This is a genomic window from Actinomyces sp. HMSC08A09, assembly GCF_001807465.1.
Lineage (GTDB): Bacteria > Actinomycetota > Actinomycetes > Actinomycetales > Actinomycetaceae > Actinomyces > Actinomyces oris.
Map to the genome: position 1 here is coordinate 116,386 of NZ_KV789096.1, position 17,401 is coordinate 133,786.

Genomic DNA, 17,401 nt, shown 5'->3' on the forward strand with positions numbered 1-17,401 from the left:
CCTTCGGGAACTGCACTTCATTGAGGCGAGGACATGCGGACCAGGCTCCAGGTCGAGTTCCGAGGTCGCAGTTCCTTCGGGAACTGCACTTCATTGAGGCACGATGGTGCCCTTGGCAACGTCGGTGTTGACGAGTCGCAGTTCCTTCGGGAACTGCACTTCATTGAGGCTTGAATACGCGCGTGCCCGCGTCGCCGTCGGTGCTACGTCGCAGTTCCTTCGGGAACTGCACTTCATTGAGGCTGCTTCGCTCGAAGGAACACCGCGTCATCGAACGGGTCGCAGTTCCTTCGGGAGCTGCACTTCATTGAGGCGCGCAACGCCAGCGCCTCGATCGCTGCGAGGTCCTCGTCGCGCGGTTCCTTCGGGAACTGCACTTCATTGAGGCGAGAAGATCGCGTGGAAGCCGGGCGCCGTCGAGAGTAGCAGTTCCTTCGGAAGCTGCACTTCATTGAGGTTCGGGGCTGCCGGCCACCCACAGCGGGAAGCGCTCAGCGTCGCGGTTCCTTCGGGAACTGCACTTCACTGAGGCAGGTGGGGATCGATATGCCTGTCGCGGCTATTGATCCCCACCCACTGCTCTTTGTGCGTCACCTTCCAGGCTCGCCTGGCCCCCTCCAGGGCGGCGGGCAGGGCGGCGAGCAGGCGCTCGACGTCGTCGGGGCTCGTCTCTCTACCCAGGGAGCAGCGCAGTGTGGAGCGGGCAGGCCCCTCCTCGAAGCCCATCGCCAGGAGCACGTGACTGGGCTGGGTGACCCCGGCGTGGCAGGCCGACCCCGCCGACGCATCAATCCCCGCCAGGTCCAGGGCCATGAGCAGTGCCTCGACGTCGGCCTGCTCGAACCACAAGTGCGCCGTGGAGGCCACATGATCGGCACCCTCCGGCAACGTGGCGTGAACGCCCGCAAGCGCCCCGACACCCTCCAGGATCCGACGCCGCAGCGCCGCCAGCCGGGCCTCCTGCTCCTCCCGCTCGGCGACCGCCAGCTCCACCGCCAGGGCCAGCGCCCGGGCCGCCACCACGTCCTGAGTACCCGAGCGGAGCCCCCGCTCCTGACGGCCCCCGCCCGTGGCCGGCGTCAACGTCAGGTCGCGGCGAACCACCAGGGCCCCCACGCCCACCGGCGCCCCCAGCTTGTGGCCGCTCAGGCTCATCGCATCCAGGCCCCAGCCATGGAAGTCCACCGGAACCTTCCCCAGCGCCGCAACCACGTCGGAGTGGACGGGCACGTACCCGGCCTCGCCGGGACGTCCGCCGCCGCTGGCCTCGCGCACGCGCTCCACCAGCGCCGCCATGTCCTGCACCACGCCGGTCTCATTGTTCGCCGTCATCGCCGACACCAAGGACGCGGGGGAGTGGCCGGTACTGCCCGCCGGCACCAGCGCCCGATCCACCGAGTCGAGCTCGACCCGCCCCGCGTCGTCAACCTCCAGCAGGCTCAGCCCCGCCCCCAGCTGGTCCACGGCGGTACGCGCCGAGTCCAGAACCGCCGGGTGCTCAATCGGAGAGACCACCAGCCGCCCGCCCGGAACCGCTCGCGCCCGCCCCGAGACCACCAGGGCGTCGGCCTCAGTCCCACCGGAGGTCAGCAGCACCTCATGCGCATCCACCCCCAGGGCCCTTGCCAGGCGGGCACGGGCCTGCGCCAGCAGTGCCCCCACCCGCCGGCCCGCGGTGTGCTGCGCACTCGGATTCGCCCAGCCCCCGAGCCCACTGGCCAGGTCCTCGGCGACCTGCTGGGCGACCTCGGGACGGACCGGGGCCGAGGCGGCATGATCGAGGTAGGTGCGCACGCCCCCAGCCTAGACGGCGGCACCGGCGACCAGCATGGTCCGCACGTGGCCTCCGCGCCACCCGCACACCGTCCGCACCCCCGCAGACCAGCTCGCCTCTCACCCCGGCAGCCGCCGAGTCCCATACTCATCTCCTATCGGTATGGGCGTGCCCATGTGCGCCTCGAAGCTGGGGGTGGGAGAGTGACCCCATGCGCACCGACCAGCTCGCCCTGTCCCGCTCCGCTACCGACCGCGACGCCGAGCGACGCAGCGAGCCCGGGCTGCTGGAGCGCCTCGCCGCCGACCCAGACACCCGCCTGCTGCTCGTCGACGCCCGCGGCCGCGTCGCCCTGACCGGCCCCGCTATCCACCCCGACCTGCCCGACGACGGCCTCACCCCGCCCAGCCTCATCGGCAGCCCCGGCGCCACCGCCTGGGAGGGACCCGGCACCCGCAGCGGCTGGGGCCTGCCCGACCTTCGCGTCGGCTACCTCGGAGCCTCCGCCCCCACTCGCTGCCCCGACCTGACCGTCCTCTACATGGGCCGCGAGCTCGCCGACGACGCAGCCTCGGGCCCCGCCTGGATCGCCGTCGTCGTGCCCCAGGCCCTCGAGGTCCCCGACGCCCCCGAGCCGCCCGCCACCGGCTCCGACGCCGAGGGCACCGCCGTCGACCACCCCGACCTGCGCCGGCTGCTGGAGCGTTACCCGCTCTCCGCCCTGAGAGCCATGGGCGCCCAGATGACGGCCCGCGACGCCGGCCTGGCCACCACGGCCACTGCCCTGGCCGCCTGGCACGCCCGATCCGCCTACTGCCCGGCCTGCGGCGGACGCACCTCGATCATCGAGGCCGGCTGGGCCCGCCGCTGCTCCGACTGCGCCACCGTCCACTTCCCGCGCACCGACCCGGCCGTCATCATGGCGGTCACCGACACCTCCGACCGCCTTCTCCTCGTGCGCGGCGCCACCTGGGCTCCCCGGCGCTACTCGGTCGTGGCCGGCTTCGTCGAGGCCGGCGAGTCCGTTGAGGCGGCCGTGGCACGAGAGGTGTGGGAGGAGACCGGGCTGCGCGTGGCCGACGTCGAGTACCTCGCCTCCCAGCCCTGGCCCTTCCCACGCTCCCTCATGCTCGGCTGCCGAGCCCGCCTGGCCCCCGGCGAGGACCGGCCCCGACCCGACGGCCAGGAGGTCGTCGAGGCCCGCCTCGTCTCCCGTGACGAGCTCACCGCGGCCGCCGACGACGGCAGCATCCTCCTGCCCGGCCCCACCTCCATCGCCCGACTCCTCATCGAGGACTGGTACGGCGGCCCCATCGTCAGCTGACGCCACCCGGCGCGGGACAACAACCGTCGGTTCCTGTCACCGCCGCATGGCAGGCTGGTCCCGATGAGCCCGACCACCCCCCACCCCGCCCCCCTCGACGCATCCAGGCTCCTGGAGGCCCTCGACCCCGACCAGCGCGAGGTCGCCGAGCACCTCGAAGGCCCCCTGTGCGTCCTGGCCGGCGCAGGCACCGGCAAGACCCGGGCCATCACCTACCGCATCGCCCACGGCGTGGCCACCGGCGCCTACCAGGCCACCCAGGTCCTGGCCGTGACCTTCACCGCCCGCGCCGCCGGCGAGATGCGCTCACGCCTGGCCGACCTCGGCGTCCCCGGCGTCCAGGCCCGCACCTTCCACGCCGCCGCCCTGCGCCAGCTCACCTATTTCTGGCCCACCGCCATCGGCGGACGCCGTCCCGACATCCAGGCTCACAAGGCGCCCCTGGTCGGTGCCGCCGCCCGCCGCCTGGGCCTGCCCACTGACCGGGCCACCGTGCGGGACCTGGCCGCCGAGGTCGAGTGGGCTAAGGTCACCATGACCCTGCCCGAGGACTACGCCCAGGCCGCCGTCGCCGCCGGTCGCACCGGTGTGGCCGGGCAGGAGGCGGCCGCGGTCGCCCAGGTCCTGTCCCTCTACGAGGAGGCCAAGAGCGAGCGCGGCGTCATCGACTTCGAGGACGTGCTCCTGCTGACCATCGGGATCCTCCTGGACCGCGAGGACGTTGCTGCCCAGGTGCGCGGCCAGTACAAGCACTTCGTCGTGGACGAGTACCAGGACGTCTCCCCGCTCCAGCAGCGCCTGCTGGACCTGTGGCTGGGCAGGCGCCGCCAGCTGTGCGTCGTCGGTGACGTCTCCCAGACCATCTACTCCTTCACCGGCGCCACGCCTGCCTTCCTCACCGGTTTCGCCACCCGCTACGAGGGTGCGCGCACCGTGCGCCTGAGCCGCGACTACCGCTCCACCCCGCAGGTCGTCTCCCTGGCCAACCGGGTCCTGTCGCGCTCGCGGCGTGGGGGCGGCGGCCTGCACCTGCCCGCAGGCGCCGTCGAGCTGGTCGCCCAGCGGCCCAGCGGCCCTGCCGTGCGCTTCGAGACCTACGACGACGACATCGCCGAGGCCGAGGGCGCCGTCGCCCAGGTGCGCCGCCTGCAGGCCGCCGGGGTCCCCCTGAGCGAGATCGCGATCCTGTACCGCACCAACTCCCAGTCCGAGGTCTTCGAGCAGGCCCTGGCGGGAGCCCAGATCGGTTACCTCGTGCGCGGTGGCGAGCGCTTCTTCGAGCGTGAGGAGGTCAAGCGTGCCATGGCCGTCATCCTGGGGGCCGCCCGCACCGAGAAGGCCACTCTCACCGGCGACCTCGGCCAGGACGCGCGCACCGTCCTGTCCCGCGAGGGCTGGAGCGAGGAGCCGCCCGCCCCCCGCGGAGCCGTGCGCGAGCGCTGGGACGCCCTCAACGCCCTGGTGGCCCTGGCAGACGAGATGGCCCAGACCCGCGGCGCCGACCTCGACGCTTTCCACACCGAGCTGCGTGAGCGCGCCGACGCCCAGAACGCCCCCACCGTCGAGGGCGTCACCCTGTCCTCCCTGCACGCCGCCAAGGGCCTGGAGTGGGACGCCGTCATCCTCGCCGGCGTCTGCGAGGGCCTGCTGCCGATCTCCCTGGCCGAGGGGCAGGCCGCCATCGAGGAGGAGCGGCGCCTGCTCTACGTGGGCGTCACCCGCGCGCGCGAGCACCTCATCATCTCCTACGCCCGCGCCCGCAACGCCGGAGGGCGGGCCTCCCGCAAACCCTCCCGCTTCCTGGACGGCCTGTGGCCCACCGGCCACGGCAGTCGAGACGCCTCCCGGCACCAGGGCCGCCAAAGCGCCAAGGAACGCTCCCGACAGTCCGCCGCCGACTTCGAGGCCAACAACGACCCCCGCACCATCGCCCTGTTCGAGGAGCTGCGGGCTTGGCGCTCCCAGATCGCCAAGGAGAGGTCCAGGCCCGCCTACACGGTCTTCGCCGACGCCACCCTGCGGGATATCGCCGTCGTCAAACCGACCAGCCTGCCCCAGCTCTCCCTCATCCGCGGCGTGGGCGCCACCAAGCTTCAGGACTACGGAGGGCCGGTCCTGGCTCTTCTGCGCGATTTCGAGGCCGGGGATTGACCGGCCCGAGGCACTCCTGCCCGACGGCGCTCACAGCTGCGAGCACAGGCACTCGGGGTGACGCTCCCAGGCCCTGTGCCGCCCCCGGGGCTCCTGGCCGGTGACCTCCACCGAGTGCGTGGACCACCACGCGGCCGAGCCTGCGCTCGCCTCCCCGCCCGGTTCCGCCTCGTCCCCGGTGCCGTCGGCCCCGGTCACCTGGGCCACCAGCGTGTCGATGACGGCCCGAGCCGTCGACGCCGCCGCCTCGTGCAGGACCAGGTGCTCGACCTCCGGCATGGGCAGGGTGCGCATCTGCGTGGCCAACGCCGGCCAGCACGGGTCGGCGTCCCTCTCCCACAGGTCCAGGCAGGTCGAGCACGGACCCTGAGCGTTGAGTACCGGGCCGATGCGCACCCCCGCCTCGCCGACGACGACCGGCAGGTGCACCACGTCCTCCTGAGCGAGCCGGCGCGCGAGCAGCGGCTCGACCACGTGCGCGTCCACCGTCACCATGACATCGGGGCGGGTGCGCAACGGTGCCCGCGTCCGCAGGGCCGGGAAACGTGCCGACAGCAGCGGAGCCAGGCCCCCGTCCTGCGGGGAACGGGTGGACAGGATCGTGCCCACCCCGGCCTCCGCCAGCCACAGAGCCGCCTCCTGAGCCAGGGCGCTCACGCCGTGAACAGCCAGGACGGCCTGGGACAGGACCGCGCCACGGCCCTTGGCGTCAGCTCCGAGCCGGTCCCAGTAGACGCCGTCGGCCCCGCCGAGCTCGCTGGTCGCCGAGGCCACCAGCACCCCCTGACGCTCCAGGTCCGCGACGATCTCACGCGCCCGCGCCACCGGCACCCGGCTGCGCCGGGCGGCCCGGTAGACGCCCGTGCTCTCCAGGTTGCGCGCGAACTCATCGAGCAGGCGCTGCTCGGCCAGGCTCAGGTCACTGACAATGGTGCGCCGCCCGGGACTCGTCCCGATCTGGCTGACGCCCTGCTGGCGCCACAGGATGGCGCACCCACCACGTACACGCATCGTGCCTCCTCACAGTCCTCCCGGAACCCGAAGGGGCGCCGGGAGATCGACGTCCTGGCGAGCGCGTCAGGACACGGTGCGACAGTGGCACGGGGCGCCTCCGAGTCACCAGAGGCAGTTGCCGGCCTGTGGATAACTATCCCCGGCCGAGCGCCGGGGCAGTGGGGGTCACTTGGCCGAGCAGGTGGCCAGACTGGAGGTGTCGCCCGAGGCGATCGCCTCGGTGGCGGTGACGGCCTCGTGCAGCGTACCGACGGCGAAGACCTGCATGCCCTTGGGCTCATGGCCCTTGACCTCGTCACAGTTGCTCGCCGGGGCCAGGAAGTACGTGGAGCCCGCCTTGCGGGCACCGGCCATCTTCTGCTGGATACCGCCGATGGGGCCGACCTGGCCGTTGATGTCGATCGTCCCGGTCCCGGAGATGTCCTTGCCGCCGGTCAGCGCCCCCGGGGTGATCTCGTCAACGACCCCCAGGGCGAACATCATGCCGGCACTGGGCCCGCCGACGTCGGACAGGCCGAAGGTGGCGTCCACCTTGCTGTCCACCGAGATCTTCAGGCTCAGCCCCAGCAGGGAACCGGTCGTCCCCTCCTGCGGGGCGATCGTGGTGAGCGCGGCGGCCACCTGCTGATCGCCGCGGCGCACCCCGAGGGTCACCCGAGTGCCCTCGGCAATGGTGGTCATGAGCTCTTTCAGCTGGGAGAAGGAGGTGATGGTCGTGGCCTGGCCGCCCTCAGGAGTGATGGTCTCCAGGACGTCCCCGGCCTGGACCTTGGTCGAGGTCTGCTGCTCGGCCACCTCGGTGACGGTCAGGTGCATGGCTCCGGCCTTGCCGGTCTCCACGAGCGCGGCGATGACGGCGGAGTCCTGCGAGGCGGTCATCTGAGCCTTGCCGGTCTCCTCGACCTGCTCGGCGCTCTGATCCTGCGGGCACACCTCGTTACGGTCCACGATCCGCTTGTCCGCGGAGAACCAGGCGGCGATGAGGTCCGCGGTGGTCACCGGGTAACCGGGGCAGCCCGACACCGAGACCGTCGTCATCCGCAGCGCGCCCTGGGTCGGGTAGGTCTCGGTCCCCGAGACCTTCAGGACGTCCTGGCTCGACGACGAGCCGTTGTCCAGCACGTTCCAGGTCGGGCCGGGGGCCTCGATGACCACGTTGATCGGCACCGTGAAGACGGCGACGATGAGGGCCACCACCACCAGGACCGCCCCGACCGCCGCAGTGCGCCGCAGTCTGCGTCGGCGCCGGTCCTGTGGGGAGGGCTGCGCCTGCGGGGCCTCGGCGTGCTCGGCCTGGTCGAACCGATCATCCTCGGGCTCCGGGGCCGGCCGGGTGTCGTCAGGGGCGAGCGAGCCCGCGGCGTCGACGGCGTCGTGCTGGTCTAGGTGCGTCACGCGCTCATCATGCGACATCTTCCTGAGGAAGACGCGCAGATACCGACACGAACCCGGCACGAACTCGACACAGTGCCAGCACGTCGCAGCCCCGGTGCCGATCCTGTACCGATACGTTGCCGACCCTGTGTCGGCGCGGACAGGACGCGACCGGGACGGAGTGGGCACGCCGTCGGCGAACGGAACATAGCCCCGGCACAGGAATGGGTGCGACCATAGGGCCGTTAGCGACAGTGTCCGGTCGCCCCAGACGGCCCGGACGATGCCCAGACGACCCGGCGAGAGGAAACCCCGTGAGCGAGGACGCCTTCGACGAGCTCGAGAAGATGCTCGCATCACTGTTCGGCGAGCAGATGGCCTCCGACGCCGTCAGCGCCCTGCGCTCATCCGGGGTGGATCCCAGCTCCATCGCCCAGATGCCGGGGGTGGGGGACATCTCCCAGCTCAGTCCCGCCCAGCTGTTGGCGATGCGCGCCCAGTTCCAGCAGATGTCCTCCGCCTCCACCGCCGAGCCGGTCAACTGGCAGATGGGCCAGGAGCTGGCCCTCCAGCAGGCGCGCGGCGACGGTGACCCCACGGTGACCGCCGCGGTCGCGGAGTCCACGCGCCAGGCCCTCCAGGTGGCCGACCTGTGGCTGGATACGGCCACCGAGTTCATGCCGGCCCCCGGACAGCGGGAGGCCTGGAGCCGCAGCGGCTGGGTCGAGCGCACGCTGCCGGTGTGGAAGGACGTGTGCGCCCCGGTGGCCGAGGCCGTCACCACCGCCCTGGCCCGCACCCTGGAGAAGCAGATTCAGGAGATGCCGGCCGAGATGGGGCAGGCCGCCCAGCAGATGGGGGCGCTCGGGTCCATCATGCGCACCATGGCCGGCACGGCCTTCGGTCTCCAGATCGGCCAGGCCATCGGGGAACTCGCCAAGGAGGCGCTGGGGGCCACCGACACCGGTCTCCCTCTGACCCGTGAGCCCGGTACGGCACTGGTTCCCGCCAACGTGACCGCCTTCGCCGAGGGGCTGGAGGTCGATGAGGACGAGGCCCGCATGTTCCTGGCCGTGCGGGAGGCCGCCACCGCCCGCCTCTACGCCCACGTGCCCTGGCTGCGCGGGCAGGTGCTCCAGGCAGTGGTCGCCTACGCCCGCGAGATCCGCATCGACACCGAGACCCTGGAGTCCGCCGTGGCCCAGGTCGACCCCAACGACTCCGACGCCTTGCGCGAGGCCCTTGAGAGCGGGCTGTTCGCGCCCCAGGAGACGGCGGCCCAGCGCGAGGCCCTGGAGGACCTGGAGACGCTCCTGGCACTCGTTGAGGGCTGGGTCGAGGTGGTCACTGCCCGCGCCGCCGCACCGCACCTGCCCCACCTTATGGCACTGGCCGAGATGATGCGCCGGCGCCGGGCCCAGGGCGGCGCCGCCGAGCAGGTCTTCGCCCGCCTCATCGGCCTGACCTTCCGTCCCCGCCGGGCCCGGGAGGCCGCCGAGCTGTGGGCCCACCTGGGCGCCCAGGCCGGTGACGCCGAGCGCGACGCCTTCTGGAACCACCCCGACGTCATGCCCACGGCCTCCGAGCTCGCCAATCCCAAGGACTTCCTCACCATGCGGCGCATGGCTCAGGACATCGACGCCGAGATCGACGCCGACCTGGCCTCCCTGCTGGACGGGACCCTCGGGTACGCCGAGGGCGCCAAGGAGGCCGACGAGAACAGCCCCGAGGGGCTCGGGGACCGGAGCCCTGCCTCCGCCGACGCCGCTTCCCAGGAGCCCAACCAGCCGGCCGACCCCGCCTCGGCCGGCGCCGGGGGCGAGGACTCGCCCGGAGAGCCCGACGAGCAGGACCCGACCGGCACGGACAAGGACTGAAGCGCACGGGGCCACGCAGCTCCGGTGACCAGCGCCGAGTGCTCGCCCGACGGTGATCGGCTACAGGAAGGTCGCCTCCAGGGCCTCGACCAGGCCGGGGACCAGGCGCTCGCCCTGATAGAGCGAGGCGTCGTCGTCGTGACTGCGTGAGCGCAGCACACACCAGGACCGCCCGCCGCGCAGGACCCCCACCACCATGCGGATGTCCTCGCGATCCGGGCGCTCCTGGAGGAAGGCCAGACGCTCGGCGGCATCGGTGATGGCCTCGGCCTCCTCCTGGGCTGCAGGCGGCAGGACCAGCCGCTCGACGCTGATGGCGGCGCCGTGGACGGACTCGGGCCAGGCGAGCTGGGCCAACAGGTGCTCCAGGTCCGCGGCGGGCGGCAGCCCCTCCTGCTCCACCACCATGAGCAGGTCGGGGTTCGAACGGGCCTCCTCCACGGTGGCGGCGTCCAGGAGGTCGGCCACGTCCGGGTCGGTCTCAAGAGCCTCGGCGGTGCGCACCAGCGCGAAGACGCGCACCGGCTGGTCCCAGCCGTGGGCCGCCACGTGAGTCTCGGTCTCCGTCACCGCGCGGGCCAGGGCCCCTGCCGATAAGGCTGCGGCTCGACCTGCCCCCGCGGTGGTCGCCTCGTCATGCATTGTGTCAGTCACGCCGCCATCGTCTCACTGGTGGCGCCTCCTCCTCCAATGACGAGGCTTCATCAGTCAGGGGGCGCGCCCTGCCACCCGAGGCGTTTTCTCATCCTGGAGAAGGTTATGGCCGTGTCAGAGGTGTGTGGGACGATGGACCGAGCGGCCCCTCCGGCCGATGACGCCATGTTTCACCGTGTGCGAGGCGGCGTCACCACGCACGTCAGACAGGGAGCAGGATCGTGAGCACCAGGCCCGATGACGAGTCCCCGGACTCAACCTCCGAGGAGTCCTCGAGCAAGTCCACCGGCTCGTCCCGACAGGGGAAGCCTGACAACTTAGCCGGACTGTTCGGCCTTGGACGCATGGGTGGGGGAGGGCCCCGTCCTCCCCGCGCTCCGCGCACCGGTAAAGGCGGCGGACGTCCCGGTCCGCTGGTCCTGACCATCTCGATCATCGCGGCCATCGCCGTGGCCATCGGCATCCTGTCGCAGGTGTGGACCGAGGTCCTCTGGTTCAGTCAGATCGGGTACGCCCGGGTGCTGTGGACGCAGTGGATAGCCCTCATCGTCCTGTTCCTGGTGGGATTCGGCATCATGTTCGGGGCCGTCTTCGTCTCGATGACCAGGGCCTACCGGGCCAGGGAGATCGGGATGCCCGACGACGAGGCCACGCGCAACCTCGAGGCCTACCGCTCCGTCATCGAGCCCGTGCGACGTCGGCTGACCTGGGCAGTGCCCGCGGTGCTGGCCCTGTTCGGCTCGGCCTGGGAGCTGGCCCCCAGCTGGCGGGAGATTCTGCTGGCCTTCAACTCCCAGTCCTTCGGAGTCAAGGACCCCCAGTTCGGGATCGATATCTCCTTCTACGTCTTCATCCTGCCCGCGGTGCTGACGCTCGTGTCCTTCCTGTCCGGCGTCGTCCTGTTCGCCGGGGTGGCCTCAATCGTCGTCCACTACCTGTACGGCGGTATCTCCGTGGTGCGTAAGCCCCACTTCACCAAGGCCGCACGCATGCACCTGGCGATCTTCTTGGCGCTGTACGCCGTCATCCGGGCCGTGGGCTACTGGCTGGGTCGCTACAGCGCCCTGTACGCCTCCAACTCCAAGTTCGACGGCGCCAACTACACCGACGTCAACGCGGTCATCCCCGCCAACGCGATTCTCGCGGCGATCGGACTGGCCGTGGCCTTCCTCTTCGTCGCCTCGGTGCGATCCAGCTCCTGGCGCCTGCCGATCATCGGTGTGGTTGTCATGATCGTCTCCTCCCTGGTGGTGGGGACCGCCTACCCGCTGGTCATCCAGAAGTTCATCGTCGACCCCAACGCCCAGCGCCAGGAGGCCGAGTACATCCAGCGCAACATCAATGCCACCAAGGCCGCCTACGGCCTGGAGAACGTGGAGACCACCAACTACGACGCCACGACGAAGACGGCGGCCGGCCAGCTGGAGAAGGATGCCGAGTCCACCACCTCGATCCGGCTCCTGGACCCCGGGCTCATCTCCCCGACCTTCCAGCAGGTCCAGCAGAACAAGCAGTACTACTCCTTCGCGAACCGGCTCAACGTGGACCGCTACAAGGTGGACTCCACCAGTCGGGACACGGTGATCGCGGTACGTGAGCTCAACCTGTCCGGCCTGGGCGAGCAGCAGCAGACCTGGGTCAACGAGCACACCGTCTACACCCACGGCTACGGCGTCGTGAACGCCTACGGCAACACAGTGGCCACCCGCGGCTACCCCTCGTTCTGGGAGGGGGGCATCCCCTCCCAGGGTGACCTGGGTAAGTACGAGCCCCGGATCTACTTCGGTCAGTCCTCGCCGTCCTACTCCATCGTGGGTGGCAAGGACAACGGCTCGCCGCGCGAGCTGGACTACCCCGACGACGAGTCCAAGACCGGTCAGGTCAACACCACCTTCGCCGGCAACGGCGGGCCGAGCGTGTCCAACCCGTTCAACCGCCTGCTCTACGCCGCCAAGTTCCGGGAGGCCAACATCCTCTTCTCCCAGGAGGTGCGCGAGGGCTCCCAGATCCTCTACGACCGGGACCCGGCCAAGCGCGTCGCCAAGGTGGCCCCCTGGCTGACCCTGGACAACAGCCCCTACCCGGCCGTCGTCGATCACGACGACAACCCGGCCACTCCCAAGCGGGTGATGTGGATCGTCGACGGCTACACCACGACGAACAACTACCCCTACGCCCAGCACGAGTCCCTGGCCAAGGCGACGGCGACCGCCGACAACAAGGGCGGACTTCTGCGGGCGCCGGAGGAGTCCAACTACGTGCGCAACTCCGTCAAGGCCGTCGTGGACGCCTACGACGGGTCGGTCAAGCTCTACCAGTGGGATGACAAGGACCCGATCCTCAAGGCCTGGCAGAAGGTCTTCCCCGGGACGGTCACGCCCATGAGCCAGATGAGCGCCGACCTCATCGCCCACATGCGCTACCCCGAGGACCTGTTCAACGTCCAGCGCACCATGATGGCGACCTATCACGTCAACGACGCCGCGGAGTTCTACTCCGGTGGAGACTTCTGGAAGATTCCGGATGACCCGACCACACCCGGTCAGGACCAGCAGGCCCCCTACTACCTGACCCTCAAGATGCCCGGGCAGGACCAGGCGAGCTTCTCCCTGTCCAGCGCCTACATCATCGGCGGAAATACCAACCGCAACGTGCTCACCGGCTTCCTCGCCGTGGACTCCGAGACCTCTCCCGGCACCGGGAAGAAGGGGGAGCGTAGTCCCAGCTACGGCAAGCTGAGACTCCTGGAGCTTCCGCGTTCCTCGAACGTGGCCGGGCCGGGGCAGGTGCAGAACATCTTCGACTCCAACCCGGAGATCTCCAAGGAGCTCAACCTCCTGTCCCAGGAGGGCTCCCAGGTCATCAAGGGCAACCTGCTGACGCTGCCCGTGGGAGGCGGACTGCTCTACGTCCAGCCCGTCTACGTGCAGTCGTCATCGGGAACTCAGTACCCGCTGCTGCGCAAGGTGCTGGTCTCCTTCGGGGACAACGTCGGATTCGCCGACACCCTCTCGGGGGCACTCGACCAGGTCTTCGGCGGTAACTCCGGGGCGACCACGGGTCAGGAGGCCATCGACGGCGATGCCGCCGCGGCCAATGACACCAATGAGACGACCGACGGCAAGGACCCGACGGCGGATGGCGGGGCCAAGGCATCGGCGAGCCCGAGCGCCGCGCCCACGGCTTCAGCCAGTGCGTCCTCCTCGGCCTCGGCCAGCGCGTCCTCCAGTTCCTCCGCCACCCCGTCGGCCTCGGGAACCTCGGATCCGAAGGCGGAGCTCAATCAGGCGCTCTCCGACGCTCAGACCGCGATGACTGACGCGGACACAGCCAGGAGCAAGGGCGACTGGTCGGCATACGGCGATGCGCAGAAGCGCCTCAACGAAGCCGTCAAGCGGGCCGTTGAGGCCCAGAAGAAGCTGGGCTGAGCCCGGTCGGCCGCCACTGAGGGCGTGCCCTGCGACCCGCCTCACCGGGCGGTGAGCAAGGGCACGCCCTCGTCATTTGCCTCAAGGGTGGGACGCCCCCTAAGGTTGGTCTCACCGACGCGGGGTGGAGCAGTTCGGTAGCTCGCCGGGCTCATAACCCGGAGGTCGCAGGTTCGAATCCTGTCCCCGCTACCACTCCAGAGGAGCCCGGTCCTTCCCAGGACCGGGCTCCTCTGTTCTTGTCTGTTCGGCCGTCCGACTGAAGAGAGGCAGTGACCTTGAGGGGGCGTACGTTATGACGTACGCTTGCTGCGTGTCTACGATTCCAGTGACGACCGCTCGTTCTCAGCTGTATCGGCTCATCGATCAGGTCAACGAAGACTCCGAGCCGCTGGTCATCACCGGCCAACGCGGCAATGCCGTCTTGGTGGGGGAGGAGGACTGGAGGGCGATCCAGGAGACGCTCTACCTGGAGTCCGTCCCGGGCATGATGGACTCGATCCGGAATGCCCGACGTGAAGGCATCGAGGCGGGCTCGGAAGAACTCGACTGGTGAGCTCGTGGCGGATCGTGTTCTCACGTCAGGCACAGAAGGACGCGAAGAAACTGACCGCGGCGGGACTCAGGCCTAAAACCGAGAAGCTCCTCAACCTCATACGGGACAATCCCTTCGTCAAGCCGCCTCGTGATGCAAAGCTGGTCGGGGATCTATCGGGCTGCTACTCGCGGCGCATCACTATCCAGCATCGGCTCGTCTACGAGGTGCACACCGACGAGAGGACCATCCATGTCCTGAGAATGTGGACCCACTACGAGTGATGACGCCTCCCCGCAGGCTCGGCGTGACGTGATTCCCCGGACTGGCATGACTGCGGGCGCATGGCTGGGTAGCGCCGGTATCTCCCTCATGAACACGTTCGCGGTTGCTTGCGCGCCCGTGTGGGATCTGTGCGACACTCAAGTATGGCAAAGAAGCACCCCACCATGGACCGTTCCCTGTACGAGGCCGAGCTGCTGAGGCTGCAGGCGGAGCTGGTTGAGATGCAGGAGTGGGTCAGGGCCACCGGAGCCCGCGTCGTCGTCATCTTCGAGGGCCGCGATGCGGCCGGCAAGGGCGGGGCGATCAAACGCATCACCGAGTACCTCAACCCGCGTATCGCGCGCGTGGTCGCACTTCCCGTCCCCACCGAGCGTGAACGCACCCAGTGGTACTTCCAGCGCTACATCGCGCACCTGCCCGCCGCCGGCGAGATCTGCCTGTTCGACCGCTCCTGGTACAACCGCGGTGGCGTCGAGCACGTCATGGGCTACTGCACCCCGGAGGAGCACCGGCGCTTCCTCCAGCAGTGCCCGGTCTTCGAGAGGATGCTCGTCGACGACGGTATCCTGCTGCGCAAGTACTGGTTCTCCGTTCCCCAGAAGGAGCAGTACAAGCGCTTCAAGTCGCGGATGACCGACCCCATGCGGCGCTGGAAGCTCTCACCCACCGATCTGGAGGCTCTGCCCCGCTGGGAGGACTACTCGCGCGCCAAGGACGAGATGTTCGTCCACACGGACATTGACTCCGCGCGCTGGCACGTCGTGGAGTCGGCCGACAAGCGCAAGGCCCGCCTCAACATGATCCACCACCTGCTGGAGTCCATTCCCTACGAGCACGTGGAGCGTCCCAAGATGAAGTTCCCGAAGAAGCCCTCGTTCCCGTCGTCGGGCTACCGCCGTACGGACCGATCCCTCCAGAGCGAGGTGCCCGACTACGCCGCCACCCTCAGCGAGTCCGAGGCGCCCGAGCGTTACGTGGACCTTGAGGACCAGGGGATCAGCTAGGGCCGGCGGCTCCTGTGCCCCAGCTCCTCGAAGACCTGCCCGACCGGCTCACGGATGATGAGGTCGGCGCGGGAGTCGTACGGTGTGGGAGTCGCGTTCATGAGGACCAGGCGCTCACCGGCGTAGTAGTCGATGAGGCCTGCCGCCGGGTAGACGACCAGGCTCGTGCCGGCCACGATCAGCAGGTCCGCCTCCGAGATGGCCCGCACGGCCCCCTCCATGACGTCGCTGTCCAGCATCTCGCCGTAGAACACGATGTCCGGGCGCAGCACCGAGGCGCACGCGGGGCAGTGGGGAACTTCGCCGGAGCGGGCGCCGTCGACGTCGTCCAGGGTGAAGCGCTCGCCGCAGCCGGTGCAGATCAGGCGCGACCAGTTGCCGTGCAGCTCGAGGACCCGCTCGGAGCCGGCCCGCTGGTGGAGGCCGTCAATGTTCTGCGTGACCACGGCCGACAGCCTCCCGGCCCGCTCGAGGTCGGCCACAAACCTGTGCGCTGCGTTGGGGGCCACGCCCTCGCGGGCGTTCTCCTGAGCGAACCACTCCCAGTAGGCCTGCGGGTGCACGGTGAAGAAGTCGATGGACAGCACCTGCTCCAGGGGAATCTCCCGGTCTTGGTGGTAGAAGCCCTTGGCGCCCCGGAAGTCGGGGATCCCCGACTCGGTCGAGACCCCGGCGCCGCCGAAGAAGACGATGCGGTTGGACTCTTCGATCCACTGGGCGAGCAGGCCCCACTGGCTGTCCTGGCGATCCATGCACTCCACCCTAACGCCGGGGACCAATCCTGCACGCGCAGAGCCGGTCGCGGCGCCATACGAGACATGTGCTCAGGACACAGGCAAGAGCGGACAGCGTCCCGGTGACATAACGCTCGAACTCGCTGGTGGTGATGAAGAGGTTGAAGGCCGAGGCGACGAACAGCCACAGAGTCGAGGCATACACAACCCCTCGCGCGGTGCGATCACGCAGGGGCCGGCGTATCAGACCGCCGTACCTGAGGTACGCCAGACCGCAGCTGAACCAGGCCAGAAAGAATGCCAGGTTGACCGGCCTGAGTAGGACAGGGGAGACGGTATAGGCGCCGCCCAGGACGAACCGGCCCAAAGGAAGTCCCAGGGCCAGAAGTAGCTGCAGCACGCCATTGATGAAGAACAAGGCGGCACACATCACCGCGAGCACAGGTGACTTCATGAGAGCGACTGTATCGGCCTGCATGTCGGCAACGTGAAGAATCGAAGGACGAACAACTTTGCGCCGGGTTGGGCCTCAGTGGATCGGTCGGTAGCCAGTGCGATCGGCCTCGATCCGCGCTGTGATGAGCTCAGGAGTCAGGTCGTCGTACATCGCGCCTGTCGCCATATGAGCGAATTGCTCCGTCAGGTTCATGCGGACCGGTCCTCCTGCCTGCCGTTCCGGTTCATCGACTCTCAGCCTCCTCGCAGGACGCTGAGTGATCAGGCAAGGGCCCAGATCAGCAGCGGAACGCCGTGGAATGCGGTCCGCCAGACCTGGGCCCTGTGCGTGCTCGTCGTGGGGAGAGGCTCAGATACCGAAGCCGACCCGGCGGGGCTCAGCCTCGCCGAGCTCGATGTACGCCAGGGAGCCGGCCGGCACGAAGACCTTGCGGCCCTTGTCGTCGCTGAGGATGACGGCCTTGGTCTCGGCGTCGGCCACGGCGGCCAGCACCTTCTCCTGAGAGTCGGAGGTCTCCAGGGAGAGCTCGCGGCTGGCGTGCTTGATTCCGATCGTGACCTGCATGGGGCTCCTTCGCATCGTCTGTGTGCCGTATTGAGCGGCACAGCGCCCATCGGGGAGAGGGGCATGAACCTGGCTCGATCCTAGGGGGCTGCGGCCGTGCCGGCCCATCGCGCGCACCAGGAGCCGCGCCGTTTCGCGCCACGCGGAACATGCGCCGCCGGTGCTTCCGGGTGGAGGGCTCGTGACCGATGACGATCCGTTAACGGTGCACGATCCTGTCGGTGGC

The 17,401-nt window shown here is 69.6% G+C and carries 14 protein-coding genes and 1 tRNA gene; 8 read left to right on the top strand and 7 right to left on the bottom strand.

The genetic code is table 11. The features are described from left to right. Positions 1–522: 522 nt before the first annotated feature. Positions 523–1,794, bottom strand: coding sequence for a cysteine desulfurase family protein (locus HMPREF3165_RS04110; protein WP_070511020.1), 1,272 nt, complete (start codon positions 1,792–1,794; stop codon positions 523–525). Positions 1,795–1,985: 191 nt separating this feature from the next. Here HMPREF3165_RS04110 and nudC point away from each other — a divergent pair, with 191 nt between their 5' ends. Together nudC and HMPREF3165_RS04120 are read left to right on the top strand one after the other, a co-directional pair. Next, entirely contained in the window at positions 1,986–3,098 is a 1,113-nt protein-coding gene (gene nudC, locus HMPREF3165_RS04115; RefSeq protein ID WP_070511022.1) for an NAD(+) diphosphatase, read from the top strand. Between the two features lie 63 nt (positions 3,099–3,161). After that, positions 3,162–5,249, top strand: coding sequence for an ATP-dependent helicase (locus HMPREF3165_RS04120; RefSeq protein ID WP_070511024.1), 2,088 nt, complete (start codon positions 3,162–3,164; stop codon positions 5,247–5,249). A gap of 30 nt (positions 5,250–5,279) precedes the next feature. Here HMPREF3165_RS04120 and HMPREF3165_RS04125 read toward each other — a convergent pair whose 3' ends face one another. Together HMPREF3165_RS04125 and HMPREF3165_RS04130 are read right to left on the bottom strand one after the other, a co-directional pair. Further along, positions 5,280–6,260: a hypothetical protein gene (locus HMPREF3165_RS04125; RefSeq protein WP_070511026.1), complete on the bottom strand. Its 981-nt coding sequence runs from the start codon at positions 6,258–6,260 to the stop codon at positions 5,280–5,282. 168 nt (positions 6,261–6,428) lie between these two features. Then, complete coding sequence (locus HMPREF3165_RS04130) at positions 6,429–7,658, bottom strand: YlbL family protein (protein ID WP_070511075.1); 1,230 nt, start codon at positions 7,656–7,658, stop codon at positions 6,429–6,431. 293 nt (positions 7,659–7,951) lie between these two features. On the opposite strand from HMPREF3165_RS04130, the gene HMPREF3165_RS04135 reads away from it, so the two are divergent. Further along, positions 7,952–9,514, top strand: a complete 1,563-nt coding sequence (locus HMPREF3165_RS04135) for a zinc-dependent metalloprotease (RefSeq protein WP_070511027.1) — start codon at positions 7,952–7,954, stop codon at positions 9,512–9,514. A 60-nt stretch (positions 9,515–9,574) separates the two neighbouring features. Here the strand turns inward: HMPREF3165_RS04135 and HMPREF3165_RS04140 are convergent, their stop codons facing one another. Next, entirely contained in the window at positions 9,575–10,156 is a 582-nt protein-coding gene (locus HMPREF3165_RS04140) for a PPA1309 family protein (protein ID WP_070511029.1), read from the bottom strand. A 233-nt stretch (positions 10,157–10,389) separates the two neighbouring features. Between HMPREF3165_RS04140 and HMPREF3165_RS04145 the strand changes: the two genes are divergently transcribed. From HMPREF3165_RS04145 to ppk2, 5 genes are all read left to right on the top strand, one after another. Continuing rightward, on the top strand, positions 10,390–13,596 hold the full coding sequence (locus HMPREF3165_RS04145; RefSeq protein WP_070511031.1) for a UPF0182 family membrane protein: 3,207 nt from the start codon (positions 10,390–10,392) through the stop codon (positions 13,594–13,596). A 118-nt stretch (positions 13,597–13,714) separates the two neighbouring features. Then, a tRNA-Met gene (locus HMPREF3165_RS04150) sits at positions 13,715–13,791 on the top strand. A gap of 118 nt (positions 13,792–13,909) precedes the next feature. Next, the gene (locus HMPREF3165_RS04155) at positions 13,910–14,152 is read left to right on the top strand and encodes a type II toxin-antitoxin system Phd/YefM family antitoxin (protein ID WP_029316340.1); all 243 of its coding nucleotides are present in this window, start codon (positions 13,910–13,912) and stop codon (positions 14,150–14,152) included. Beyond that, the gene (locus HMPREF3165_RS04160) at positions 14,149–14,415 is read left to right on the top strand and encodes a Txe/YoeB family addiction module toxin (RefSeq protein ID WP_083303186.1); all 267 of its coding nucleotides are present in this window, start codon (positions 14,149–14,151) and stop codon (positions 14,413–14,415) included. The genes HMPREF3165_RS04155 and HMPREF3165_RS04160 overlap by 4 nt, the downstream gene beginning before the upstream one ends. Before the next feature lie 165 nt (positions 14,416–14,580). Further along, on the top strand, positions 14,581–15,420 hold the full coding sequence (gene ppk2, locus HMPREF3165_RS04165; RefSeq protein ID WP_070511035.1) for a polyphosphate kinase 2: 840 nt from the start codon (positions 14,581–14,583) through the stop codon (positions 15,418–15,420). Here the strand turns inward: ppk2 and HMPREF3165_RS04170 are convergent. From HMPREF3165_RS04170 to HMPREF3165_RS04180, 3 genes are all read right to left on the bottom strand, one after another. After that, positions 15,417–16,172 carry an NAD-dependent protein deacylase gene (locus tag HMPREF3165_RS04170; protein ID WP_070511077.1) on the bottom strand — a complete coding sequence of 252 codons (756 nt, stop codon included), beginning with the start codon at positions 16,170–16,172 and terminating at the stop codon, positions 15,417–15,419. The two genes, ppk2 and HMPREF3165_RS04170, sit on opposite strands and share 4 nt — an antisense overlap. A gap of 10 nt (positions 16,173–16,182) precedes the next feature. Continuing rightward, positions 16,183–16,608 carry a hypothetical protein gene (locus HMPREF3165_RS04175; protein ID WP_070511079.1) on the bottom strand — a complete coding sequence of 142 codons (426 nt, stop codon included), beginning with the start codon at positions 16,606–16,608 and terminating at the stop codon, positions 16,183–16,185. Between the two features lie 351 nt (positions 16,609–16,959). Next, complete coding sequence (locus HMPREF3165_RS04180; RefSeq protein ID WP_009407243.1) at positions 16,960–17,175, bottom strand: DUF3107 domain-containing protein; 216 nt, start codon at positions 17,173–17,175, stop codon at positions 16,960–16,962. Positions 17,176–17,401: the final 226 nt, after the last annotated feature.